This is a genomic window from Sporosarcina luteola (assembly GCF_023715585.1).
Classification (GTDB): domain Bacteria; phylum Bacillota; class Bacilli; order Bacillales_A; family Planococcaceae; genus Sporosarcina; species Sporosarcina luteola_D.
The window spans coordinates 1074713-1100490 of record NZ_JAMBOK010000001.1 but is presented as its reverse complement, the minus strand read 5'-3'; the positions used below and the strand labels follow the sequence as shown (position 1 = coordinate 1100490).

The 25778-nt window shown below is 44.3% G+C and carries 21 protein-coding genes; 19 read left to right on the top strand and 2 right to left on the bottom strand.

The genetic code is table 11. The features are described 5' to 3' along the window. From M3193_RS05620 to M3193_RS05605, 4 genes are all read left to right on the top strand, one after another. Nucleotides 1-954: an acetyl-CoA carboxylase carboxyltransferase subunit alpha gene (locus M3193_RS05620; protein ID WP_251624996.1), complete on the top strand. Its 954-nt coding sequence runs from the start codon at nucleotides 1-3 to the stop codon at nucleotides 952-954. Nucleotides 955-1046: 92 nt separating this feature from the next. Further along, a complete protein-coding gene (gene pfkA, locus M3193_RS05615; RefSeq protein WP_251624994.1) occupies nucleotides 1047-2009 on the top strand; it encodes a 6-phosphofructokinase in 963 nt (320 codons plus the stop codon). A gap of 46 nt (nucleotides 2010-2055) precedes the next feature. Further along, nucleotides 2056-3816 (top strand): pyruvate kinase, encoded by a 1761-nt coding sequence (gene pyk, locus M3193_RS05610; RefSeq protein WP_251624992.1) that lies wholly within the window; start codon nucleotides 2056-2058, stop codon nucleotides 3814-3816. Nucleotides 3817-3885: 69 nt separating this feature from the next. Beyond that, on the top strand, nucleotides 3886-4269 hold the full coding sequence (locus M3193_RS05605) for an FxsA family protein (RefSeq protein WP_251624990.1): 384 nt from the start codon (nucleotides 3886-3888) through the stop codon (nucleotides 4267-4269). On the opposite strand, the gene M3193_RS05600 is transcribed toward M3193_RS05605, so the two are convergent. After that, a complete protein-coding gene (locus M3193_RS05600; protein ID WP_251624988.1) occupies nucleotides 4259-5233 on the bottom strand; it encodes an AI-2E family transporter in 975 nt (324 codons plus the stop codon). The genes M3193_RS05605 and M3193_RS05600 overlap by 11 nt on opposite strands. Nucleotides 5234-5409: 176 nt before the next feature. On the opposite strand from M3193_RS05600, the gene citZ reads away from it, so the two are divergent. The 11 genes from citZ to M3193_RS05545 all read left to right on the top strand — a co-directional run bounded on the left by citZ (nucleotide 5410) and on the right by M3193_RS05545 (nucleotide 18550). After that, nucleotides 5410-6525 (top strand): citrate synthase, encoded by a 1116-nt coding sequence (gene citZ, locus M3193_RS05595; RefSeq protein WP_251624986.1) that lies wholly within the window; start codon nucleotides 5410-5412, stop codon nucleotides 6523-6525. A 93-nt stretch (nucleotides 6526-6618) separates the two neighbouring features. After that, nucleotides 6619-7881, top strand: coding sequence for an NADP-dependent isocitrate dehydrogenase (icd, locus tag M3193_RS05590; protein WP_251624984.1), 1263 nt, complete (start codon nucleotides 6619-6621; stop codon nucleotides 7879-7881). A 129-nt stretch (nucleotides 7882-8010) separates the two neighbouring features. Continuing rightward, nucleotides 8011-8487 (top strand): MaoC/PaaZ C-terminal domain-containing protein, encoded by a 477-nt coding sequence (locus tag M3193_RS05585; RefSeq protein ID WP_251624982.1) that lies wholly within the window; start codon nucleotides 8011-8013, stop codon nucleotides 8485-8487. Between the two features lie 49 nt (nucleotides 8488-8536). Next, entirely contained in the window at nucleotides 8537-9247 is a 711-nt protein-coding gene (locus tag M3193_RS05580) for a response regulator transcription factor (RefSeq protein ID WP_251627227.1), read from the top strand. Continuing rightward, nucleotides 9244-10644 (top strand): two-component system histidine kinase PnpS, encoded by a 1401-nt coding sequence (gene pnpS, locus M3193_RS05575; RefSeq protein WP_251624980.1) that lies wholly within the window; start codon nucleotides 9244-9246, stop codon nucleotides 10642-10644. Before M3193_RS05580 ends, pnpS begins: the two co-directional genes overlap by 4 nt. Before the next feature lie 386 nt (nucleotides 10645-11030). Next, complete coding sequence (gene hflK, locus M3193_RS05570) at nucleotides 11031-11999, top strand: FtsH protease activity modulator HflK (RefSeq protein ID WP_251624978.1); 969 nt, start codon at nucleotides 11031-11033, stop codon at nucleotides 11997-11999. Further along, complete coding sequence (gene hflC, locus M3193_RS05565) at nucleotides 11999-13000, top strand: protease modulator HflC (protein ID WP_435372014.1); 1002 nt, start codon at nucleotides 11999-12001, stop codon at nucleotides 12998-13000. The genes hflK and hflC overlap by 1 nt, the downstream gene beginning before the upstream one ends. Before the next feature lie 271 nt (nucleotides 13001-13271). Continuing rightward, nucleotides 13272-15896 (top strand): DNA polymerase I, encoded by a 2625-nt coding sequence (gene polA / locus M3193_RS05560; protein ID WP_251624976.1) that lies wholly within the window; start codon nucleotides 13272-13274, stop codon nucleotides 15894-15896. 9 nt (nucleotides 15897-15905) lie between these two features. After that, on the top strand, nucleotides 15906-16778 hold the full coding sequence (gene mutM, locus M3193_RS05555; protein ID WP_251624974.1) for a DNA-formamidopyrimidine glycosylase: 873 nt from the start codon (nucleotides 15906-15908) through the stop codon (nucleotides 16776-16778). A 16-nt stretch (nucleotides 16779-16794) separates the two neighbouring features. Next, nucleotides 16795-17391 carry a dephospho-CoA kinase gene (coaE, locus tag M3193_RS05550; protein WP_285851921.1) on the top strand — a complete coding sequence of 199 codons (597 nt, stop codon included), beginning with the start codon at nucleotides 16795-16797 and terminating at the stop codon, nucleotides 17389-17391. A gap of 136 nt (nucleotides 17392-17527) precedes the next feature. After that, nucleotides 17528-18550: a glyceraldehyde-3-phosphate dehydrogenase gene (locus M3193_RS05545; protein WP_251624972.1), complete on the top strand. Its 1023-nt coding sequence runs from the start codon at nucleotides 17528-17530 to the stop codon at nucleotides 18548-18550. A 468-nt stretch (nucleotides 18551-19018) separates the two neighbouring features. On the opposite strand, the gene M3193_RS05540 is transcribed toward M3193_RS05545, so the two are convergent. Further along, on the bottom strand, nucleotides 19019-19885 hold the full coding sequence (locus M3193_RS05540) for an alpha/beta fold hydrolase (protein WP_251624970.1): 867 nt from the start codon (nucleotides 19883-19885) through the stop codon (nucleotides 19019-19021). 573 nt (nucleotides 19886-20458) lie between these two features. On the opposite strand from M3193_RS05540, the gene nrdR reads away from it, so the two are divergent. The 4 genes from nrdR to thrS all read left to right on the top strand — a co-directional run bounded on the left by nrdR (nucleotide 20459) and on the right by thrS (nucleotide 25550). Beyond that, nucleotides 20459-20923, top strand: coding sequence for a transcriptional regulator NrdR (nrdR, locus tag M3193_RS05535; RefSeq protein ID WP_251624968.1), 465 nt, complete (start codon nucleotides 20459-20461; stop codon nucleotides 20921-20923). 36 nt (nucleotides 20924-20959) lie between these two features. Next, nucleotides 20960-22318: a replication initiation and membrane attachment family protein gene (locus tag M3193_RS05530; protein ID WP_251624966.1), complete on the top strand. Its 1359-nt coding sequence runs from the start codon at nucleotides 20960-20962 to the stop codon at nucleotides 22316-22318. A 2-nt stretch (nucleotides 22319-22320) separates the two neighbouring features. After that, nucleotides 22321-23265, top strand: coding sequence for a primosomal protein DnaI (gene dnaI / locus M3193_RS05525; protein ID WP_251624964.1), 945 nt, complete (start codon nucleotides 22321-22323; stop codon nucleotides 23263-23265). Between the two features lie 347 nt (nucleotides 23266-23612). Next, nucleotides 23613-25550, top strand: coding sequence for a threonine--tRNA ligase (gene thrS, locus M3193_RS05520; RefSeq protein WP_251624963.1), 1938 nt, complete (start codon nucleotides 23613-23615; stop codon nucleotides 25548-25550). Nucleotides 25551-25778: the final 228 nt, after the last annotated feature.

Genomic DNA, 25778 nt, shown 5'->3' with positions numbered 1-25778 from the left:
ATGAGTAAGACGTTGGCATTCGAGGAACCGATTGTGAAACTTCGGGAAAAGATCAATGAACTTGAAGAGTTCACTTCTACGAATGAGGTGGATCTTTCCGAAGAGATCGGGAAATTGAAAACGAGATTAAGCAATTTAGAGACGGAAATCTATAGCAATATGGAGCCTTGGGACCGTGTTCAAGTGGCAAGGCATCCGGAACGCCCGACGACTAAGGATTATATCGCCGAACTGTTCGAAGATTTCATGGAACTGCACGGAGATCGATCGTTTGGGGACGACGCAGCAATCATAGGTGGAATCGGATTTTTCGAATCGATGCCAGTGACAGTGATCGGGCATCAGCGAGGGAAAGATACAAAAGAAAACGTAAAACGCAACTTTGGGATGCCCCATCCGGAAGGATATAGAAAAGCATTACGGTTAATGAAGCAGGCTGAAAAGTTCGGCCGTCCGATCATTTGCTTTATCGATACAAAAGGGGCTTATCCCGGAAAAGCGGCTGAAGAACGTGGCCAAAGTGAAGCGATCGCCCGGAATCTCATTGAGATGGCTGGATTGAAAGTGCCTGTCGTTTCAATCGTCATTGGTGAAGGTGGAAGTGGTGGAGCACTCGCGCTAGGTGTCGCTAATCATATCCATATGTTGGAGCATTCGACGTACTCCGTCATCTCCCCTGAAGGTGCAGCGTCCATTCTTTGGAAGGATGCAAGCCTATCAAAACAGGCCGCAGAGGCGATGAAAATTACTGCTCCACATCTAAAGGAAATGGGAATCATTGATGAAATTATTCCAGAAGTGCTTGGGGGAGCACATCGTGATCCGAAAGCGCAAGCTGTTGAAATGAGGAAAGTGTTGAAAACTTCACTAGACTCGCTTAGCGAAATGAATGCAAATGAAATTATCGATGACCGTTATAATAAGTTTCGTGCTATTGGTGTGTTTTCAGAATGATAAGGTGCGGGTTTTCCCCGCATCTTTTCTTTTCGTGTTATGAGAAATGAATTACAATACATAGGTGAACTAAACACGAAGGGGTGATCCATTTGAAAAAGATCGGTGTATTGACAAGTGGGGGAGATGCGCCAGGCATGAATGCTGCTGTCCGTGCAGTTGTGCGGAAAGCGATACATGACGGATTTGACATTGCTGGTGTTTTCAATGGTTATCAAGGACTCATCCAAGGAAAGATTGAATTGCTGCAGCTCGGTTCTGTTGGTGACATCATTCAGCGCGGAGGTACAATGCTTAGATCCGCCCGTTCGCCGGAGTTCATGACAGAGGAAGGCCGTATGGAAGCGGTCCGTCAGTTGAAGGCACATCAAATCGATGGCCTCGTCGTAATTGGAGGGGATGGATCATTCCGGGGTGCGTTCGAATTAGTGAAGTTGGGAATTCCATGTGTTTGTGTACCTGCCACCATCGACAATGATATTAATGGCACGGAATTCACGATTGGATTTGACTCTGCCTTGAATACGGTCATAGACGCAATCGATAAGATTCGGGATACCGCTACATCGCATGAACGCACTTTCATTATTGAAGTGATGGGCCGGGATGCCGGAGATCTAGCGCTCTGGGCAGGACTTGCAGGTGGTGCGGAAACGATCCTGATCCCTGAAGAAGGCTATGATATGGATGAAATCATACGTCGATTGAAGAGCGGCACGGGCCGTGGAAAAAAACATAGCATCATCGTTGTCGCTGAAGGTGTCATGTCCGGGTCGGCTTTAGCAGAGTTGTTGAAGGAGAATGCGGGAATTGAAACACGTGTTTCCGTTTTGGGACATATCCAACGCGGGGGTTCGCCGTCAGCCCGCGACCGGGTCATTGCGAGCCAATATGGGGCAAGAGCTGTCGAAGTGCTGAGTGAAGGACGTGGCGGTGTAGCCATTGGTATGCAAAACCATAAGGTGGTAGACTATGATTTAGAAGTGGTATTTGCAACAACAGACCATACTTTGGATATGGACCTGTATAAGTTATCCAAAGAATTGTCGATTTGACCAAATTACTCTATATGATGAGTACAATACGAAGGGGCGTTTTGTGATGAGAAAGACAAAAATTGTGTGCACAATCGGACCAGCCAGCGAATCACCGGAGCTGCTTGAACAGTTGATTGAGGCAGGAATGAACGTAGCACGGCTTAACTTTTCACATGGTTCGCACGAAGAGCATAAAGCCCGGATTCAATCCATTAGGGAAGCATCGAAGAAAACAGGCAAGGTTGTCGGAATCCTGCTTGATACGAAAGGTCCTGAAATCCGGACGCATTCGATGAAAAACGGGCAGGTTGAATTGATAACCGGCCAGCATGTCGATATTTCGATGACTGAAGTGGAAGGGAACGACAATGTTTTTTCAGTTACATATGAGAAGCTAATCGAAGATGTGGATAAAGGGTCTGTCATTCTTTTGGATGATGGGTTGATTCAATTGGAGGTTGCCGGAAAGGATCCGGTAAAAGGGTTGATCCATACGGTTGTTGTCAACTCGGGTACTTTGAAAAACAAAAAAGGCGTGAATGTTCCAGGCGTTTCTGTACAGCTGCCTGGAATTACCGAGAAGGACAAAGAGGATATTTTATTCGGAATCCAAGAAAATGTCGATTTCATCGCAGCCTCTTTTGTGCGAAGAGCTTCAGATGTCATGGAGATACGGGAATTGCTTGAGAATAACAATGGGGGGCATATCCATATCATTCCTAAGATCGAAAACAGGGAAGGCGTCGACAATTTGGATAATATTTTGACGGTTTCCGATGGATTGATGGTTGCGCGTGGCGATTTAGGTGTGGAAATCCCTGCAGAGGAAGTCCCGATTGTCCAAAAAAATATGATTGAAAAGTGCAATCAGGTTGGCAAACCGGTCATCACTGCGACGCAGATGCTCGATTCCATGCAGAGGAATCCTCGTCCTACACGTGCCGAGGCTAGTGACGTTGCGAACGCAATTTTGGACGGCTCAGATGCAATCATGCTATCAGGGGAAACAGCAGCGGGACTCTATCCGGTTGAATCCGTCCGTACGATGGACAGGATTGCAAAAACAGCTGAGAACGCAGTCGATTACCGTTCTGTCGTCTCTACACGCCGCCGGGAAAAACACGGCAATATGACGGAAGCGATCGGACAGGCTGCAGCTTATACGGCAATCAATTTAAAGGTGAAAGCAGTGCTTGCACCTACAGAAAGCGGTCATACCGCCAAAATGATCGCCAAATACCGCCCTGGTTGCCCAATCATTGCGATTACCGCTTCGGACGAATGCTCAAGGAAATTATCGCTAGTATGGGGAATCTATCCAGTCATCGGCAAAAGAGTGAATTCCATCGATGAGATTTTGCAGGAATCCGTCGAGGAAAGTGTGAAGCACCAATATGTAACCCATGGCGATGTTGTCATTATTACAGCAGGCGTGCCGGTCGGGGAAGCTGGAACGACGAACTTGATGAAAATCCATGTCATCGGGGATATGTTAGCGAAAGGACAAGGGATCGGAAAATCAGTTGCTTTCGGACAAGCTGTTGTCGCTCATAATGCTCAGGAAGCATTGGCGCATAACATGAAAGGGAAGATCCTTGTCACCTATTCTTCTGACCGTGATATGATGCCTGCAATTGAAGAATGCGCAGGTTTAATAACAGAAGAGGGCGGTTTGACAAGTCATGCGGCTGTTGTCGGTCTTAGTTTAGGCATTCCTGTCATTGTCGGAGTCGAGAAGGCGACTGAATTAATTGTCACTGGAAAAGACATAACGATGGATGCGGAATCGGGAGTCATTTATAATGGACATGCAAGAGTCTTATAAAAAAATGTATTTAGGCTGTCTTCCGATTTAGTTCGGAAGCGGCCTTTTTAGGATTGGAGTTGTTGTAGAATGAAATGGCTGCTGCCGTTATTTATCCTCATACCAGCCGCGGAAATAATGATCTTGCTCTATTCGGGCAACACAATCGGTATCATGCCGACACTTCTACTTATCGTTGTTAGTGGAATCGGTGGGGCTTATCTTGCAAAACGGCAAGGTTTTAAGGCTCTGACAGATTTAAAGAACAGGATGGGAACGATGGAGGCGCCCGGAAATGCCGTAATTGATGGCGTCTGTATTTTCTTTGGCGCTATTTTATTGATCATGCCCGGATTCCTAACTGATATTGCGGGGCTTTTGCTGTTATTCAGATGGCCTCGGAAAATAATCCGGCCCTTTATCATCGGTTGGATTTACAAAAAAATGAAACAAGGCAGGATTGTCATTCGTTGAAAGACGAATGCTTTTTCAGTTTAAGGGCTGCGAATAAAAGGAATGGAGTTAAGAGAATGCCTGGCAATCCGAACAAGTACAAAGAACATACCGTGATGAAAAAGGCATGAATCGCCTTGACGCGAAATGCGGAAGCCCACATATAGGATTCAGCTATTTGTCTCGTCACAACGACGAAAATATATAGCAGGGCGAGCGATACACCAATGAACAGTTGGTTGGAGTAGAGGAAGAATGCTGCCATCGGGATTAGAAATAAACCGATGCCCAATAATGGCAAACTATCGGCGATGGAGACAAGGAATGCAGTTCCTATCGGCGATTCAAATCCGAGGAGCGAGAACCCAATGATTAGGATGATGAACGTTAGCAAGAATAATCGGGCCTCCACAAAAGCGAAAGTGCCGAACAATTCGCCGGACTTTGTGAAAATACGTTTGGCTGACGCACGCATGCTGACAGGGAAATAGACTAGAAACCAAAACTTGTTTTTACCTGATTCCCGCAATGCGAAGAAATAGGCGACGAGAAAGATGAACATGCTGAAAATCCGTTGAAAAAAAGTGGCGGTGAACGTAATTGCGTATTCGAGCAACGCATGTCCATAGTCGATGATCTTCTCTTCGACAAATGAAAGGACTTTTCCTGTCAAATTTGTTTTACCGGTGAATGTGGACAAATGTTTTTCAAGAAGAGGCACCGTGTCCATGAGTCCGTGCAATGCTATGAAACTAAACGAGCTGAAAATGAACAGAATCGAAAGCATAACGAAAAAAGTGGCGATCGTTAAAGGGAGTTTTGTCATCGTTCTGACCGCTAGTAAAATAGGAGCGGTGAAGTAGGCGATGATAATTGCTATCCCTACGGGAGGAACTATATAAATGAAAACCCCTGCGAGTATAGCAGGAATCCATTGCATGGCCAAAGTTTGGATAGTTTGTTGTTTAATATGATTTTTTAGCAAGTTTTCATCCTTTTTCTATTATTTTATGAAGAAAACATTCGTTTCCATTCACAAAACTGTACGATTTGCTATAATGGAATTGTAAGCGTTTCAGACAGTACTAAATAAAAAGTAGATTTGCCGTATTTGCAAGACTTTGTAGATGAACGGCAATAATGACTGAAGGAGCGATTTAAATGACAGCATCAAAAGGTTTGGAAGGAATCGTAGCGACACAATCCGCCATCAGCTCTATTATTGATGACACCCTTACATACGTCGGTTACGATATCGATGATCTGGCAGTAAATGCAAGCTTTGAAGAAGTTGTTTATCTATTATGGCATCAGCGTCTGCCGAAAGCGGACGAGCTAGCGGAATTAAAACAGCAACTTGCGGATAATATGTCGGTTCCACAGCCTGTACTCGATCATTTTAAGACATATCCTATCGGCGAAGTTCACCCGATGGCGGCATTGCGCACAGCAATTTCCCTACTCGGATTATACGATGAAAACGCAGAAGATATGTCTGATGAAGCCAATTATGAAAAAGCAATCAAGCTTCAAGCGAAAGTGGCAACGATCGTTACTGCTTTCTCTCGCATCCGTAAAGGTCAAGAGCCGGTAGCCCCGAAAAAGGAACTTGGCTATGCAGCAAACTTCTTATATATGTTGACAGGTGAAGAACCTGAAGATATCGCAGTCGAAGCATTAGACAAAGCGTTAGTGCTTCACGCCGACCATGAATTGAACGCATCCACTTTCACTGCACGTGTATGTGTGGCAACGCTTTCAGATATGTATTCTGGAATTACCGCAGCAATCGGCGCGCTGAAAGGCCCACTTCACGGTGGTGCAAATGAGCAGGTCATGAAGATGCTCATGGAAATCGGCGACGAAGAAAAAGTTGAATCATACATCAGAGAAAAACTTGACAATAAAGAGAAAATCATGGGCTTCGGCCACCGTGTATACCGTAAAGGCGACCCGCGTGCGAAGCATCTCCGTGAGATGTCAAAAAAATTGACAGAACTCCGCGGAGAAAAGAAATGGTATAATATGTCCCTTAAAATCGAATCAATCGTGACAGGCGAGAAGAATCTACCACCGAACGTTGATTTCTATTCGGCTTCGGTATATCATTCGCTCGGGATCGATCACGATCTATTCACACCGATATTTGCGGTTTCCAGATTCTCAGGCTGGACGGCGCACATCTTGGAGCAATACTCCAATAACAGACTAATCCGTCCACGTGCAGAGTATATCGGACCAGACATGCAAAAATATGTGCCAATCAACGAAAGATAACTTGTTCCGGATATTATCTGCCGGAATCACAAGTATACATCGGGGCGGTAGGACAACTATCGGCCCCCTCATCTTGAAATGGAGGAAAGTAAAATGGCTAAAATTACAGTAACTGACGGAGTTCTTAACGTTCCAGATCACGCAACAATCCCTTTCATCATCGGAGACGGCACTGGTCCTGATATTTGGCATGCGGCTTCCCGCGTGTTGGAAGCGGCAGTCGATAAAGCTTACGGCGGCCAAAAGAAAATCGAATGGAAAGAAGTTCTTGCAGGAGAAAAGGCATTCAATGAAACTGGAGAATGGCTGCCGCAAGAAACGCTTGACACGATTGAGGAGTACCTGATCGCTATCAAAGGACCCTTGACAACTCCAATCGGCGGCGGTTTCCGTTCATTGAACGTAGCACTTCGCCAAGAGTTGGACCTTTACACATGCCTGCGTCCTGTTCGTTATTTCGAAGGGGTTCCATCACCTGTTAAACGCCCGGAAGATTGCGATATGGTCATCTTCCGTGAAAACACTGAAGATATTTACGCTGGTATTGAATACCAGGAAGGTACAGATGAAGTGAAGAAATTGATTTCATTCCTTCAAAATGAAATGGGTGTAAAAAATATCCGTTTCCCTGAAACTTCCGGTATCGGCATTAAACCTGTATCCGTAGAAGGTACAAAGCGCCTTGTTCGCGGTGCCATCAATTATGCACTTAAAGAAGGCCGTAAGTCTGTAACTCTTGTCCATAAAGGGAACATTATGAAATTCACTGAAGGTGCTTTCAAAAACTGGGGTTATGAAGTTGCGGAGCAAGAGTTCGGCGATAAAGTGTTTACTTGGAACGAATACGACAAGATCAAAGAAGCGGAAGGGACAGACGCAGCGAACAAAGCACAAGCTGATGCAGAAGCTGCTGGCAAAATCATCGTTAAAGATGCAATCGCCGATATCTTCCTACAACAAATCTTAACTCGTCCGAAAGAGTTCGATGTTGTTGCAACAATGAACTTGAACGGCGACTATATCTCCGACGCACTTGCAGCACAAGTCGGCGGAATCGGTATCGCTCCAGGTGCTAACATTAACTATCTGACTGGACATGCAATCTTCGAAGCGACACATGGTACTGCTCCGAAATATGCAGGTCTAGACAAAGTGAACCCTTCTTCCGTTCTTCTTTCAGGCGTTATGATGCTTGAGCATATGGGATGGAACGAAGCTGCAAACATGATCACTACTTCTATCGAGAAAACGATCGCATCTAAAGTTGTCACATATGACTTCGCTCGTTTGATGGATGGAGCAACAGAAGTGAAAACATCCGAGTTTGCGGATGAATTGATTAAAAACCTACAATGATTTTTAAACCGGGAAGCCTTGACGCTTCCCGGTTTTTTGATGCCCACCAAGATTCTTCTCTTTTGGAGCGAAAATTGATACACTTTCTATAATGCTAATTCCATGCAAGTAAATGAAGGGGGAATCAACTTGATATTAGGAAAAAAAAGACGGATTGGAAGGGAAATTGAAAGGATCGTTGAAGGGGAAAAGCTGAAGCTTACCGAAAAGATCGAGGATAAGGATTTACTTCTCTACCTAGGATTGACAAACGATGCGAATCCACTGTACATTCAGCATGATTACGCTTCCCAAACAAAGTTTGAAAAACCAATCGTACCAACCATCATGTTGAGCGGCATTATCACTTCCGCCATCTCAAAATACTTGCCTGGTCCCGGTTCGCATATTACAGAACAGCATTTGGCTTTCCCGCATCATGTGCATCATTATGAGACAATCGATTTTCTATTTGAAGTGATCCGCGTGGAAAGAGATATGGGGTCTGTCGTGATTCGCGTAGAAGCCGTGAATGAAGAAGGAAAAAACGTCATTTCAGGGACGATAACGGTCACCCCGCCCTCCATCCAAGAAGACTTGACTTCGGATGCAATGGAAAACTTCTAAGCTTAAACACAGAGCAAATAACAGTGAGCATTTAAGGGGGATTAGGAATATCGTGCATAAAATCCTGATTGTAGACGATGAGCAGCCGATTCGTACATTATTGGACTATAATCTAAAACAATCCAATTTCGAAACAATTATGGCGGCTGATGGTGAAGAAGCGGTAGTAAAAGTGGAAAATGAAAATCCCGACTTGATCTTGCTCGATCTCATGCTGCCGAAAATGGATGGAATAGACGTATGCAAAATCCTGAGGCAACGAAATATTAATACGCCAATCATCATGTTGACGGCTAAAGGTGAAGAGATGGATAAAGTTTTAGGATTGGAAATCGGCGCGGACGATTATATGACGAAACCGTTCAGTCCGCGTGAAGTGATCGCAAGAGTGAAGGCGGTCCTTCGACGCAGCGGAGAGAGAACTGGCTCTGATGAAGAAGGAGGAGGTCAGATCCTCCGTTCGGCATCTTTGACAGTCCATCCTGAGCAGTACGAAGCTTATCTCGATGAAGAAGTATTGGAATTCACTCCGAAGGAATTTGAACTGCTTGTTTATTTCATGCAAAATAAAAACCGGGTACTCACTCGCGATCAATTATTGAGCGCGGTTTGGAATTATGACTTTGCAGGAGACACACGGATTGTTGATGTGCATGTCAGCCATTTACGTGAAAAGATCGAGGAAAACACGAGAAAACCTGTTTTCATTAAGACGGTCAGAGGAATCGGATATAAATTCGAGGAGCAGAAGTCAAAATGAAAGGTCTCAATTCCAGACTCTTTATCGCTTTTGCCATCATACTTTTGATTCTGTTGACTGGTCTTGGCGTTGTCCTTGGCCAGTTTTTTCATATGATTGACGATGGAATAACATATCAGGTCCAACAAAAGTATTGGATTTTTCTACTTGTCATCTTACCCATAACTTATCTTCTTTCCCTGATGCTAAGTGCCCGTGTCATTAGGCAGTATGCAAAGCCGATCGATCTAGTGACGAATACGGTAGAGAAAGTTGCGCGCGGCGATTATTTGGCGAGGACGCCGATTGATGATTTGGGAAATTATAATTCACTCGGCATCGCGGTTAATCAGGTAGCGAGGAATTTGCAGGAGACTTCCATATTACGGGCAATGGAAAAGGAACGACTGAAAACATTAATTGAAAGCATGGGCAATGGTCTCCTTATGTTCGGTAGGGAGGGGTCTGTCAATTTACTAAATGGTGTATTTGAAAAAACGTTTGGATTTAAACGGGATGAATTAATCGGAAAAACATACATGGATATCGGCTTGCCAACAGGCATCGAAAGATTAATTGAAGACGTTTTTTTAACAGAGCAAGTGCACGAAAGGCAAATCAGGAACGGTCAATCCCACTTTAATGTTTATGGAGCGCCTGTTATCGGGCGTCATGGCAATTGGCTCGGCATCATTGTTGTGACACATGATATTACAAAGCTCGTAAGATTGGAGGAGATCCGCAAAGATTTCGTCGCAAATGTTTCCCATGAACTGCGCACGCCAATCACATCCATTAAAGGATTTACCGAGACTTTGTTGGACGGTGCAATGAATGATCCATCTATATCTAAGGAATTCCTTGGAATCATCCAAAAGGAAAGCGATCGTTTGCATGTATTGATTAACGACCTTTTGGAGTTGTCGGGAATAGAAAGAGAAGGTTTTCAGCTGCACTATCGCAAGGTCTTCGTCCCTGATGTCGTTAACAACGCGGTAAAGATCATTAATGGATTGCTTGAAAGAAAGAATATGGACATTGTACTAAACAATCAATCAAAAATTATAATTGATGCGGATGCAGACAGACTGATCCAAGTGATGGTGAATTTGTTGACCAATGCTATCAATTATTCGAAAGAGCATACGACAATAACCATAAATGTATCGGAAACTTATGATGAAGCAGTAATCGAAGTGAAGGATGAGGGGATGGGAATCGATCCGACGGAGCTGCCGAGGCTGTTCGAACGGTTTTACAGAGTGGACCGGGCGCGAAGCAGGGATTCAGGCGGCACAGGTCTTGGGTTAGCAATCGTTAAGCATCTGATTGAGGCTCATGGCGGAAAGGTTTCAGTTGAAAGTGAACTAGGCGCAGGGTCTATATTTACTATACGTTTACCAAAGAAATCCGCTTAGGTGGAATTCAGACTAGACAAAAGGGTTGGAAATCATAGATTTCCAACCCTTTTACTTAAACATGTACATTTTAACTGTCAGTAGATTGAAATAACGTTGATTTCCGTTCCGGGCGGACGCTTTCCGGGGGGCTTGCCCTCAGCCAAGCGAACAACGAAGGGTTCGCTTGGCTGAAGCCGTGCCCGCGGAAAGCGTCCGCTCGCAGCGCGAATCAACATTGTAGCTTTATCTCTATATTTAAAAGAAAAGAGACTGTAGGCAAACACCCAAATTCATGTTGTTTGTCTTTGACTACAGTCTAAAGTCTGCTTTAGCGGATTTTTTTGAAACCAAAACTGTCCCTTGACCGTATGTACAGTAGATACATACATAAAGGGGGAATTCAAATGAGTACACGCCGAGCATCGGTCGCTGCGGGGCTTGTAATTACTGGAGTGTTATTGCTCATCATTGCGTTTACGACGTGGTACACGGTGGATGAGTCTGAGCAAGCCATCGTCATCACTTTCGGTCAAGCGGGTACACCAGTGACAGAATCCGGTTTGCATTTCAAGCTGCCCTGGCCGGTTCAGCATGTTGAGAAACTTTCAAAAGAGACATTTAGTCTTCAGTTCGGTTACAAACAAGATCCAAATGGGGAACTTGTATCCTTTGATAAAGAAACGAAAATGATTACAGGTGATGAATATATCGTTCTTGCGGATTTAGTTGTCCAATGGAAGATTACAGATCCGGAAAAGTATTTATTCAACTCGCAAGACCCTCAAGAAATACTTCATGATGCTACATCTGCATCCATCAGGTCAATCATCGGAAGTTCGACGATCGATGCGGCATTGACAGATGGAAAAGCGGAAATTGAGGCAAAGACCCGTGAATTATTGACTACACTTATGACAAATTACGACATTGGCATATCGATTCAAGGCGTTAAATTGCAGGATGTTGAGCTGCCGAACGCGGAAGTACGCGCTGCATTCACTGCCGTTACAGATGCGCGTGAGACTAAGAGTACCAAAATTAATGAAGCCGAAAAGTATAAGAATCAGCGTGAAAGTGAGGCAATCGGAGAACGGGATGCAATTAAATCGCGTGCGCTCGGACAAAAGAAGGCCCGTATTGAGCAAGCTCACGGTGATGTCGCTCTGTTCAATGATTTGCATGCGGAATACGCAAAAAGCAAGGCGATTACCCGCCAGCGTTTGATCATTGAAACATTGGAGCAGGTTTTGCCAAAAGCAAAAATCTATATTATGAACGATAATGGCGAAACGTTGAAATACTTGCCATTGCAGCAACTCGAGATCAAAACACCACCACCTGCGGACCAAAAAACGGAAGGGGGCGGAAACTGATGACGAACGACAATAACCCATTCAAAAGCATAGAAGATAAATTCAAGGAAATGCAGCGTGGACAAAAGAAAAAGGCGACTGGCTCAGACAAGGTCATTACTCCAAAAAAACCATTTAATACAAGGAGATTTGTAAAGACAGCAATCACTTTGACGGTTATCTTTGCAATTGTGATTATTCTACTTGCGAATGTATTCGTTGTAAAAGAAGCTGAATATCGGGTTGTTCGCCAATTCGGTGAAATAACAAGAATTATAGATGAGCCTGGACTGAGTATGAAAATACCTTTCATTCAATCAGTGACAAGCTTGCCAAAAAATCAAATGACCTACAATGTTTCAGAAGCGGAAATCAGTACAAAAGATAAAAAGCGTATTATCATTGATAATTATGCCGTGTGGAAAATTACGGATGCTAGGAAGATGATTTCCAACGCGCGAAACATCATCAATGCAGAAGCGCGGATGGAGGAATTCATCTATTCCGTCATTCGGAACGAGATGGGGCGACTCGATTACGTAGATGTCGTCAATGAAGAAAACTCAAAGCGAGGCAACTTGAATGATCTTGTCACGAAGAAAGTGAACGAGTTTTTAGATGAAGGCAATTTCGGCATCGAAGTGATTGATGTTCGAATGAAACGAATCGATCTTCCGGAGGAGAACGAACATTCCATCTACACAAGGATGATTTCGGAACGTGAATCGACTGCACAGAGATATCTGTCAGAAGGGGATGCGGAGAAGAAGAAAATAGAGGCGGAAACAGACCGGGCAGTACAGGAGATGCTTGCCACTGCCAAAAAAGAAGCGGCCATCATCCATGCTGAAGGGGAAGCGGAAGCTGCTAAAATCTACAATAACACCTTCTCAAAGGACCCAGAGTTCTATAATCTGTACCGTACGCTGCAGTCCTATTCACGGACAATCGGGGAAGAAACGATGATCATCATGCCGGCGGACTCGCCATACGCGAAAATACTGACAGGATACTTGGAATAATAGATGACGTCATTTTCATTTACTCTTGCCCACGTGGTAAGATAAATGAAGATGACTTTTTTAACTTAATCAGCAATCCTTGCTGGATTAAGTTAAAGCCTCCGGCGGATGTCACGGATTTTCAAGGGAGTTTGGAAGGCGACCAATGCGCGACATCGTGTCGCAACGGTCGCATGACCTACTTCCTGTAGGCCTCAAGCTCGATAAAAATCCGGACGCAATTACACCATGGCGCAATTGATAATTGGAACGAACAAGGGAGTGGAAGCATGTGACAAAAAAGAAAGTAGTTCTTTTAGATGGAAATAGCTTGGCGTATCGTGCGTTTTTTGCTCTGCCTTTATTGACGAACGATACAGGCATCCATACGAATGCGGTGTACGGGTTCACGATGATGCTGCAAAACATACTGGCTGAGGAAAAGCCGACTCATATGCTCGTCGCTTGGGATGCGGGAAAGACGACGTTCAGACACTCCACATTCACGGAGTATAAAGGCGGCCGTCAAAAGACGCCACCTGAGCTTTCCGAGCAATTCCCTTACTTGCGAAAATTGCTTGATGCTTATCAAATCCCGCAATACGAACTCGATCAGTATGAGGCGGATGATATTATCGGGACATTAAGCAAGTCAGGTGACGAAGAAGGCGTGGAAGTCGTCATCATTTCAGGTGATAAAGACTTGACGCAGCTCGCGAGCGACCATACGACGGTGTGCATTACACGAAAAGGGATTACTGACCTTGAAAAATACACACCAGCACATGTCATGGAGAAATACGGCATTACACCGCTTCAAATCATTGACATGAAAGGCCTTATGGGAGATCCTTCCGACAATATCCCTGGCGTCCCGGGTGTTGGCGAAAAGACTGCACTTAAACTTTTGAAGGAATACGGCTCAGTCGAAAATGTATATGAATCACTTGATTCCGTTTCAGGCAAGAAATTGAAGGAAAACTTGACGGAAAATGAAGAGCAGGCAATCATGAGCAAAAAGCTTGCGACAATTGAAGTGAATGCCCCAATTACAATTTCGATGGACGACTTGACGTATACAGGACCGGATGATGAAAACGTCAAGACGATCTATGAGGAACTGAAATTCAAGACGCTGCTTGAAAAAATGGCTCCGCAAACGGAAAGTGAACCTGTAAAGGAAATTGACGTTCAAATCGTCACAAATCCTGACACAATAGAACTCGCGGATGAAATGGCGGTCCATGTCGAAATGATGGATGAGAATTACTTGTCCTCGGAAGTTACAGGTATCAGCATGACGGACGGCGAACAAATACTATTCATTCCAATCGCGGTCTTGCAACATTCCGACCGTCTAAAAGATTGGCTGCGTGATGAAGAGAAAAGGAAGCTTGCGACCGATTCAAAAGCGGCTTTTGCGTCATTATTGCGATATGGCATCGAAGTGAATGGATTTGAATTCGATTTATTGCTGGCGACCTATATTGCAAATCCATCCACCTCTTATACGGATGTTGCTTCCGTCGCCAAGGAATTTAACTATTCAGATGTCCAGCATGATGAAGTGGTGTACGGTAAAGGCGCAAAGAAAGCATTGCCTGACGAAAAAACGCTTGCGGACCATGCCGGCAGAAAGGCACAAGCGGTATGGAAGCTGAAGCCGGTACTAGAAGATAAATTGCGGGAAAACGAGCAGTTCGGATTATACCGCGAGCTAGAAATGCCACTTGCAAAAATCCTTGGGAAGATGGAGTCGACGGGTGTTAAGACGGACTTAGGCATCCTTCAGCAAATCGGCCTTCAGCTATCCACGAGATTGACCGAACTCGAATCAATCATCTATGAGATGGCTGGACAACCATTCAATATAAATTCACCAAAACAGTTAGGAGAAATCCTTTTTGAAAAGATTGGATTGACACCAATCAAAAAAACAAAGACGGGTTATTCGACTGCGGCAGATGTGCTGGAGAAGCTTGAAAGCGAGCATGAAATCATCAGTTTCATTTTGACCTACCGTCAGCTCGGGAAGTTGAACTCGACTTATATTGAAGGTTTGTCGAAGGAGATCCACGAGGACGGAAAAATCCATACTCGATTCCAACAGGCATTGACGCAAACAGGACGATTAAGCTCCATCAATCCGAACTTGCAGAACATCCCGATCCGTCTCGAGGAAGGTAGAAAGATCCGTGCGGCATTCGTTCCATCAGAACCGGGCTGGCTTATGTTCGCAGCCGACTATTCACAGATTGAATTACGTGTCCTTGCCCATATGTCCCAGGACGAGAAAATGATTTCGGCTTTCCGGGAAGGGGAGGATATCCATACGAAGACAGCGATGGACGTTTTCGGTGTGGATAAAGATGCCGTGTCCTCAGACATGAGGCGGACTGCGAAGGCGGTCAACTTCGGAATTGTCTACGGCATCAGCGATTACGGTCTGTCTCAAAGCTTGAACATCACCCGGAAGGAAGCGGGTAAATTCATCGACACGTATCTCGAGACATTCCCTGGAGTGAAGCAATACATGGAAGATATCGTCTCCGAGGCGAAAATGAAAGGCTATGTCGTCACAATGATGAACAGACGTAGATACTTGCCTGATATTACGAGTGCCAATTTCAACTTGCGGAGCTTTGCGGAACGGACGGCAATGAATACGCCAATACAAGGGACTGCCGCCGATATCATCAAAAAGGCGATGATCGATATGGATGCCAGACTGCAGGAGGAAAACATGCAGACGCGCATGCTCCTTCAAGTGCATGATGAACTGATCTTTGAAGCGCCTGAAGAAGAAATCGAAAAACTGAAGAAAATCGTGCCGGAAGTGATGGAATCTGCATTGCCCCTCGATGTTCCTTTAAAAGCCGAGTGGGCGTTTGGTCATTCTTGGTACGAAACGAAGTGAGGAATAGAAATGCCAGAACTGCCTGAAGTGGAAGGTGTCGTCCGCGAATTATCATCCGTCTCCATCGGGCGCACCATTTCTGAAGTGCAAGTTTCAGATGTAATAAGGAGATCCAAAGAATTGGGCAAGGAAGCGATTGTAAAAGGGATAACCCTTGAAGATTTCATCGAAGAGCTTGCCTCCATGACGATTGTGAACATCACAAGAAGAAGTAAATATATTTATTTCCATATGGAAAAGAACGGGCTTCCGTACTTGCTCGTCAGCCATCTCGGCATGTCTGGTGCCTGGTTCAATGTAGATACGTTGGAAGACGTTGTGGAACAGAAATTCAGAAACCATGTCCATGTCGTTTTCAAGATGGCGGATGGAGGACTGCTCGTCTATTCCGACATCCGTCGATTCGGGGAACTGCGGCTGTTGCAAAAGGAAGGGGACTATATACCATTGCTGAAAATGGCGCCAGAACCTTTTGATGCTTCAGCTGAAGATCATTTCATCGCAATGGCCTCGTTGCCGAAATATGCGCGGAAGCCAATCAAAGAAGTAATCATGGATGGCCATGTCATTTCAGGTTGCGGAAACATCTACGCGACGGAAGCGCTTTTTCGAATGAAAATCCACCCGGGAAGGGCAGCGGAACGGATAAGTGAAAAAAGGAAACGGGAATTATTCCGGGAAATCGTTGATGTCTTGCAAGAAAGCATTGATGCGGGAGGAAGCTCCATCTCGGATTATCGGAATATTAACGGGGAAGCAGGAACGATGCAGACCCGTTTGAAAATGTATGGAAAGAAAGAGTGTGGAACATGCGGCAAAGAGACGAAAAGCATGAAAATCGCCGGCAGGACCTCTGTATATTGCCCCCAATGCCAAAGGTGAGGAAGGGATGATTCCAATGATTATCGGTTTGACAGGAAGCATTGCGACCGGCAAAAGCACCGTGTCGCGGATGCTGAAACAAAAAGGATTTCCGATTGTTGACGCGGATGAAATTTCAAGGCTCGTCGTGGAGCCTGGTAGTCCTGTTCTTGATCGAATTGCTCAGGCGTTCGGCGCGGATGTACTCCTGCCGGACGGGGCGCTGAACAGAGAAAAGCTCGGCAGTCTCATCTTTAATGACGAGGAGAAGCGAAAAATGCTGAACGGGATTGTCCATCCGGCTGTCCGTGAGGAAATGATCCGGCAAAAGGAAGAATGGTTGGATAAAGGAGCAAATACAGTCATCATGGATATCCCCCTTCTATTCGAAAGCAAGCTTCAGTCGTATGTGGATAAAATACTTGTCGTATCAGCAACCCCAACCATTCAAAGGGAGCGTCTGATTGCGAGAAACGGCTATTCTACAGAGGAAGCGGATGCCCGCATCAACTCGCAGCTTCCGATTGCCGAAAAGGAATTGGGCGCGGATGCAATCATAATAAATAATGGAACATTGGAAGAAACCGAAAATCAACTTGATGAAATATTACTTGAGTGGAAAGCTCAAATTTGATTTTTATTATTCTATTCTCTGAAAAGTGGAACATTGCTATTTCATTCACAAACTCTTTCCACGCGGTTAAAATGTGCTATACTAATTAACGGATAAACGATAAAAAGTATATAACATTACGCAGGAGGATTTTTTCATGACTACTTCGATAGCGATAAACGGTTTTGGGCGGATTGGCCGCATGGTTTTCCGACAAATTATCACGAAGGATGACGTGGATGTAGTAGCGATAAATGCATCCTATCCGGCAGAAACACTGGCCCATTTGATTAAGTATGACACTAATCATGGAGTTTTTGACGGTGAGGTCGTTGTGGAGGAAGAAGCTCTTGTTGTCAACGGAAAGCGGGTCAAATTACTAGCTGAGCGCGATCCGTCCAAGTTGCCTTGGAAAGAGCTTGGTGTCGATATCGTCATTGAAGCTACTGGCGTATTCAATGAACGTAGCAAAGCTGCCCTTCATTTGGATGCAGGAGCGAAGAAAGTCATTCTGACAGCCCCTGGGAAAAATGAAGACGTTACAATCGTTCTTGGTGTGAATGATGACAAGCTTGATATTGAAAAGCATGATGTCATCTCCAATGCGAGCTGCACGACAAACTGTCTTGCTCCGGTGGCAAAAGTATTGAATGATACATTCGGCATTGAAAACGGATTAATGACAACTGTTCATGCTTATACAAACGACCAGAAAAACCTGGATAATCCGCATAAGGATCTTCGTCGTGCACGTGCTTGTGCTCAGTCGATCATCCCGACTTCTACTGGTGCGGCAAAAGCGTTATCGCTTGTCCTGCCTGAGCTTGAAGGGAAAATCCACGGAATGGCGCTGCGTGTTCCGACACCGAACGTGTCATTGGTCGACCTCGTCGTTGACGTGAAGAAAGATGTAACAGTGGAAGAAGTGAATGAGGCATTCATCAAAGCTGCGGAAGGTCCAATGGCGGGAATCCTTCGTTTCACGACTGAACCACTTGTATCGATCGACTTCAACACGACTACAGAGTCTGCAACGATAGACGGTCTTTCGACGATTGTCATGGGCGACCGCAAAGTGAAAGTGCTCGCTTGGTATGACAATGAATGGGGCTACTCCGCCCGCGTTGTTGAATTGGCTATCAAAGTTGGAAATGCAATGAAATCCAAAGTAAATTCCTGATTGTTAAAATGAAAATCGTCCAGGCTGATATCAGCTTGGACGATTTTGTTCTATTTTTTGATTTATAATTAAAATTTTTGGGCGTTGATTTTATTAATTCTAGTTTGCTACAAATACTTATTGATTTCCGTTCCGATCGGACGCTTTCCGAGGGCACGGCTTCAGCCAATCGAACAACGAAGGGTTCGATTTGCCTTAATTTCTGCGTTCTTTGCAGAAATTAAGGCAGCCTATGCTCGCAACGCTTCGCTTGTGCTCGCAACGCTTCGCTTGTGCTCGCAACGCTTCGCTTGTGCTCGCAACGCTTCGCTTGTGCTCGCAAAAGCCGTTCTACGTAACGGCTTTCGCTCAGTCCAGGGTCTTCAGCTCGCGCTGTTCCCGCAGGAGTCGCCGATCTCCACTCCAATCAATTGGAATGTACTTGAAATTCTAAGCTGTATGGTAACAGTTAAGACATGAAAAGATAAATCACTCGTTGGTTGAACAAGTTGGGAGACTGAAAAAAATTTCTGCTAACGCATTCATTTTGTTTGGCTTTTCCACAACAGTCCAATGACCGCAATTTTTAATTTCGATTAATTTTGCATGTGGTATATACTTTATTAATAACTCTTTAATTTTTGCTGGTGTTATAATGTCGTGACTTCCCTGTGCGACTAGAATTGGTATTTCAGATAATTTATGGATTTCGTTTTCCAAGTCATAGTTCTTCTCAATATCCTTTCCAATTATTTGATTAACACAGCTATTCATACTTGACTTCTCTTTCCTTTTTAAACTATCTGGTGAAAATACGTAGTATGGGTCTAGAATATTTAAAATATCTTCATAGGTTCCAGAACCTTTTTTTATTTTTTTATCTGCCTTAAAAAGCTTTATTTTATCCTTAATGGAGATTTTTTTCAAAAGTGTTTTTTCAAAGGTTTTATATCCTTTTCCCGAAATTCCTATAGCAGCTGTTAGAAGAATTTTATTAACTCTTTCCGGGTAGGTAGTTGCATAAAGTAAGGCAAGCATAGAACCCCAAGACTCTCCGAAAAGATTCATTTTTTCTAACTTCAATTCTTTGCGTAATAATTCTAATGTCTTTACTTCATCTGCCATGGAGTATGTATTGCTTTTAGCGTGTTCCGATTTACCGCAACCCCTTTGATCATAAAAAACCAGTGTAAACTTTTGGGTTAACGGTAAAACATGAGGAAGAAAAAAACGATGCTCACTTCCAGGACCACCATGGAGGAAGACGATAGCTTCTCCGTCACCAATAATATTGATATGCAGTTTACGTCCTTCGATATTAACAAAGTCTATTGGTTCCTCTAATTCATTAGCCACGTTTTACCTCCTATTATTCTTGATTCTATATTGGTCTTTAGATCTTTCCTTATTCAACTATACTGCCTCGTGGAACAACAATATTATTAATATTGATACGTTCTTAGCGAGTATAAGTTGCAATAATTGGTAATAAATAACCCTCAATAGTGTTGTTCTACGGGTTTAAACTTTTAGAATTTATCTCTGTTGATTGGAGTGGAAGGTGCCGAAGTGCAAAGATGTGCTCTCAACGCTTCGCTTATGTTCGCAAAAGCCGTTCTTCGTCACGGCTTTTCCTGTGGGATTAGCGAACGCCGTAACGAAGAACGGCGTTTGCGAGCAGGGAATTGGAAGATGCCTTAATTTCTGAAAAAAACGCAGAAATTATGACCGATTGAACCTTTCGCTGTTCGATTGGTTCACCGCCCGCCCCACGGAAAGCGTGCGCCTGGAACGTAAATCAACACTTCGAAGATTCTACTTTTTAAAAAGCCACAACAACTTGAATCACTATTAATGAATCCATTTCGATTTTGTTGATGAATTTCTGTTATAATCGATATACTATACGGAATTGCGGAGGAAGCAAAAATGATATGTCCAGCTTGTCATTATAATGGCACTCGGGTCATCGATTCCAGACCTGCTGAAGAGAATCGATCGATCAGACGACGCCGTGAATGCGAGAAATGCGCTTTCCGCTTCACGACATTCGAAAAAGTGGAAGAGATGCCGCTCATCGTTGTGAAAAAGGATGGGACGCGGGAAGAGTTCAGCGGTGAAAAATTGTTGAGAGGATTAATACGTGCTTGTGAAAAGCGTCCGGTTGACCTCGAAGCGGTTAAAAACATCGTTTATTTAATAGAAAAAGAATTACGAAGCTCGGGAACTGTCGAAATCGATTCCAAGGATGTCGGTGAAATGGTTATGGAAAAATTGGCCGATGTCGATGAAGTCGCTTATGTCCGGTTTGCTTCTGTCTATCGGCAATACAAAGATATTACCGTTTTTATCGATGAACTGCAGAGCTTGCAGAAGAAAAAGGATGAAAACTAATTTTGAATTAAGGAAGGAAAGAGGGGTTCCGACAAAATGCTTTACCAGGAATTACAACCAGTCGATACATTTACAATCAAGTTGTCACACCCATTTTCGGATTATGACCGGCAACTCCTCACTTTGTTCTACCAACCATTGATCGGACCTGAAGCCATGAGCCTCTTCATGTCGCTTTGGGCCGATGCAGAGCGTGAAACAGAAAGTGAATTCAGTCATTATTATTTAATGAATTTATTAACAATGCCATTAGGTAAAGTTTTTGAGGCTAGAATATCCCTTGAGGCGATCGGCTTGCTGCGTACCTATTGCAAACAAGTAGATCAGGATCGAACATTCTGTTACGAACTATTGCCACCGTTGGATGCAAAGTCATTTTTCGATGATCCGCTATTATCCACATTTCTTTTCAGTAAAATCGGTGAGCAGGCGTATCGTAGCCTGAGGTCCCGATTTCTGGTTGATGATCCTCTCGATGAGCAGTATAAGGAAGTGTCACGCACATTCCTGGATGTGTTCAAGCCTATTCGATACAGTTCTTCGGAAGGGATGGATGAGGGTGGCCCAATGGCGGGACGCAATGAACCAACCGGCATCCCGTTCGCTTATTCTGATTTTGATTTCAATCTATTCCGTTCGGGACTTTCAGAACAGATGGTGCCAAAATCATCCCTTGCTTCAGTGTCGAAGGAATTGATCGAGAAATTGGCATTCCTTTACTCTCTAACACCGATTGACATGCAAAAAGTTGTCATGATGGCGTTAGACGAAAACCTAAGGCTGCCTGAAAACAGAGTCAGAAAAGCCGCTGTCGATTATTATAAGACAAATATTTCACAAAACGTCCCGACGATTGAGAAGGTCTTTGCGAAGGAACCGGCTATCTCAACTGAAGAGCCGAAATCTCGTGAAGATAAATTCATCTTCTATATGGAAAATACTGCGCCACGTGAAATGCTGAAAGACTATACGGGAAATGAACCACTTCCTGTTGACGTTGAACTTGCTGAAAGACTTATAACCGTCCATGGCTTCCCGGTTGGCGTTGTAAATGTGCTGCTGCACTATATAATTATTCGCAACGACGGAAAAATCACAAAAAATTATGCTGAGAGAATCGCATCCCATTGGGCAAACAAAAAAATTGCAACTGCAAAAGAAGCAATGGAAATTTCGCGGAACGAACATGACCAGTACATTAAATGGCAAAATGAAGGAAGTAAGAAATCAACCGCCCGGAAACCGACAAGGGTCGAGAAAGTACCGGAATGGTTTTATCAGAAAGATGAAGAGAAGGATCAGCAAACCGCATCTGATGCTGAACCATCAATTGATGAAGAACGCAAAAGACTGCTCCAGGAAAAACTTAATGCAATATCAAGCGGGGTGAAATAAAGTTGGAAAGAATCGGAAATACAATGAAGCGAGTATTCAACGCTTCAGATCTAACGTCAAGATATGAACAATTAAGGAATGAAGTGATGGAGTCCCCAGGCGTCCAACAGTTCATCACCGATCATTCGAATGAAATCGATAAAGCTGTCGTCAACAAAAGTTTAGGAAAGCTATATGAATATACAACGGCTTCCCACAATTGCGGGAAATGCCCGAATGTTGAAGAGTGTGTCAACGTGATGAAAGGCTTCGAGCCGAAGCTTGTCATGAGTCAAGGATACATCGATCTCGACTATGTAAAGTGTCCGAATAAACTTGTCGACGACGAACGTCGAAATATATCCAATATGATTGAAAGCATGTACATGCCGAAGGATGTCATGGAAGCGCGCCTGAATAATGTGGATCTCGAACACGATAGCAGCAGGTATATTGTTGCTGAGGCCGCGGCACAGTTCTTTGGTGAATTTAGCGAAACAGGAAAGTTGCCTGAAAGGGGCTTTTACATTCACGGTCGTTTCGGTACAGGAAAGTCCTTTATTTTAGGGGCAATCGCAAATGAACTTGCCAATCTTCGCATACGGACTGTTGTCGTTTATCTCCCCGAATTTTTAAGGGAAATGAAACAATCAATACAGGATCAGACGTTAAATGAAAAAATTGACTTCGTGAAGAAAGCAAACGTGCTTATGTTGGACGATTTTGGCGCGGAGTCCATGTCTGCATGGGCCCGTGATGAAGTGATCGGAACGATTTTACAATACCGGATGGCGGAAAAACTACCAACATTCTTCACTTCCAATTTCAATTTCGGTGAACTTCAGCACCATTTGACGTACACACAGCGTGGCGAGAAGGAAGAAGTCAAAGCCGCTCGAATTATGGAGCGAATTAAAACAGTATCAAAACCTATCCAGTTGAAAGGAAAAAACCGAAGAGAAATGTAGGAGGATTTATCCACTTGCAAATTTCGTAAACATTCCTTATACTAATGGATATTATATTCGAAATGTGTAGAAGAGGACATGAATCGGTTAATCCACTACCAGAGAACAGGGTCGTTTGGCTGGAAGCCCTGAAGTGAAGATGATCGATTTACCACCTTGGAGCAGCATCGGCGAACTACTTCAGTAACCGATGACGGACCCGGCCCGTTAGCCGTTTCGAGCTTCATCTTTCCGGTCTCTCGTATGACCGGATAGAAGGAAGAAGGGTGGAACCGCGAGCAACAGCTTCGTCCCTTTTTAGGGATGGGGCTTTTTTTGTTCAAAAAAATAAGTGAGGAGTGTTGACAATGGCAGAAAATATTCAATTGAAATTTCCGGATGGTGCGATAAAAGAATTTCCGCAAGGCACAACAACAGAAGACGTGGCGGGTTCTATCAGCCCTGGACTTCGAAAAAGCGCCCTCGCAGGAAAAATCGGTGATCAGCTCATTGATTTGAAAACGCCGATTGAAGAAGATGGTGATATTGCAATCATTACACCGCAATCATCTGAAGCATTGGAAATCTTGCGTCATAGTACTGCACATCTATTGGCACAGGCAGTTAAAAGGAAATTCCCGGACGCAAAACTAGGCATCGGTCCAGTCATTGATAACGGTTTCTATTATGATATCGATTCACCGACACCAATCACAGCTGAAGACCTTCCTGAACTTGAGAAGGAAATGAAGCGGATCATTGGTGAGAATCTCCCAATTAATCGCATTGAAGTGTCCCGCGACGAAGCCGAAAAGCGCTTCAAGGAAATTGACGATCCATACAAAATTGAACTGTTGGAGGCAATTCCGGAGGGCGAGCAAGTATCCATCTATGAGCAAGGCGAATTCTTTGATCTATGCCGTGGCGTTCATGTCCCTTCGACGGGCAAACTGAAAGAGTTCAAATTACTGAGCATCGCGGGTGCGTATTGGCGCGGTGATTCCAAAAATAAAATGCTTCAACGTATTTACGGTACAGCATTCTTTAAAAAGGATGAGCTTCAAGAACATCTCCGGATGCTAGAAGAGGCAAAGGAACGCGATCATCGGAAAATCGGAAAAGAACTGAATTTATTCATGAACTCCCAAAAGGTCGGCCAAGGACTTCCGTTATGGCTTCCGAAAGGCGCGACAATTCGCCGCATCATTGAGCGCTATATCGTCGATAAAGAAGAAAAACTCGGCTATGACCACGTTTATACACCGGTGCTCGGAAGTGTCGAGCTCTACAAGACATCCGGTCACTGGGGCCATTACCAGGACGGCATGTTCCCTGTCATGAGCATGGACAATGAAGATCTCGTTCTCCGTCCGATGAACTGTCCGCACCATATGATGATCTACAAAAACGACATTCACTCCTATCGGAACTTGCCGATCCGCATTGCAGAGCTTGGCACGATGCACCGCTATGAAATGTCAGGTGCTCTATCGGGACTTCAGCGTGTCCGCGGCATGACTCTGAACGACGCGCATATCTTCGTCCGTCCGGATCAAATCAAGGAAGAATTCAAACGTGTCGTCCAACTCGTCATCGATGTCTACAAAGACTTTGACATTAAAGATTACTCATTCCGTTTATCGTACCGAGATCCGGAAGATACAGAGAAATACTTTGACGATGACGAAATGTGGGAACGCGCACAAAGCATGCTGAAAGAAACGATGGACGAAATGGGCCTTCCTTATGTGGAAGCGGACGGAGAAGCAGCATTTTATGGTCCGAAACTGGACGTACAAGTGAAAACGGCAATCGGTATGGAAGAGACACTCTCAACTGTCCAGCTCGACTTCCTGCTTCCTGAGCGCTTCGACCTCACATACGTCGGAGAAGACGGCAAGCACCATCGCCCAGTCGTCATCCACCGCGGCGTCGTCTCAACAATGGAACGATTCGTCGCATTCTTGATCGAAGAATACAAAGGCGCCTTCCCGACATGGCTGGCACCAGTTCAAGTCGAAGTGATCCCAGTTTCACCAGAAGCACATTTCGACTACGCAAATGAAGTACGTGAAAAACTAGTGGCAGCAGGATTCCGAATCGAACTAGACAGCCGCGACGAAAAAATCGGCTACAAGATCCGTGAAGCCCAAGTCCAAAAAATCCCTTACATGCTCGTCCTCGGCGACAAAGAAGTCGAATCCGGCGAAGTGAACGTAAGAAAATACGGCGAACAAAAATCCGAAAGCATGCCATTCGACGATTTCCTGAAGTTATTGAAAGCAGACGTATCCCACGATAGCTAATCCGTGGACGCGGGCATGTAAATAGTAAATCAACACCCAAAAACGCGCCAAATGCCTTTGAACAAATAAAAGCACTTAAAAATTATTATCAAAGTAGCATTTTTGCATGTTGACTGGCATTTATAAACGTTCGAACTGTTTTAGGCGTTTTTAGCAAGATTTTAAAACAGAGATATTCAGTAAGATTATTTTCCGTTGATTGAAGCGTAGGGCGGCGACTCCTGCCGG

Coding starts and splice junctions, on each gene's coding strand:
- M3193_RS05620 (WP_251624996.1), top strand. CDS start 1: ATGAGTAAGACGTTGGCATTCGAGGAACCGATTGTGAAACTTCGGGAA.
- pyk (WP_251624992.1), top strand. CDS start 2,056: ATGAGAAAGACAAAAATTGTGTGCACAATCGGACCAGCCAGCGAATCA.
- M3193_RS05605 (WP_251624990.1), top strand. CDS start 3,886: ATGAAATGGCTGCTGCCGTTATTTATCCTCATACCAGCCGCGGAAATA.
- citZ (WP_251624986.1), top strand. CDS start 5,410: ATGACAGCATCAAAAGGTTTGGAAGGAATCGTAGCGACACAATCCGCC.
- icd (WP_251624984.1), top strand. CDS start 6,619: ATGGCTAAAATTACAGTAACTGACGGAGTTCTTAACGTTCCAGATCAC.
- pnpS (WP_251624980.1), top strand. CDS start 9,244: ATGAAAGGTCTCAATTCCAGACTCTTTATCGCTTTTGCCATCATACTT.
- hflK (WP_251624978.1), top strand. CDS start 11,031: ATGAGTACACGCCGAGCATCGGTCGCTGCGGGGCTTGTAATTACTGGA.
- hflC (WP_435372014.1), top strand. CDS start 11,999: ATGACGAACGACAATAACCCATTCAAAAGCATAGAAGATAAATTCAAG.
- mutM (WP_251624974.1), top strand. CDS start 15,906: ATGCCAGAACTGCCTGAAGTGGAAGGTGTCGTCCGCGAATTATCATCC.
- coaE (WP_285851921.1), top strand. CDS start 16,795: ATGATTATCGGTTTGACAGGAAGCATTGCGACCGGCAAAAGCACCGTG.
- M3193_RS05545 (WP_251624972.1), top strand. CDS start 17,528: ATGACTACTTCGATAGCGATAAACGGTTTTGGGCGGATTGGCCGCATG.
- nrdR (WP_251624968.1), top strand. CDS start 20,459: ATGATATGTCCAGCTTGTCATTATAATGGCACTCGGGTCATCGATTCC.
- M3193_RS05530 (WP_251624966.1), top strand. CDS start 20,960: ATGCTTTACCAGGAATTACAACCAGTCGATACATTTACAATCAAGTTG.
- thrS (WP_251624963.1), top strand. CDS start 23,613: ATGGCAGAAAATATTCAATTGAAATTTCCGGATGGTGCGATAAAAGAA.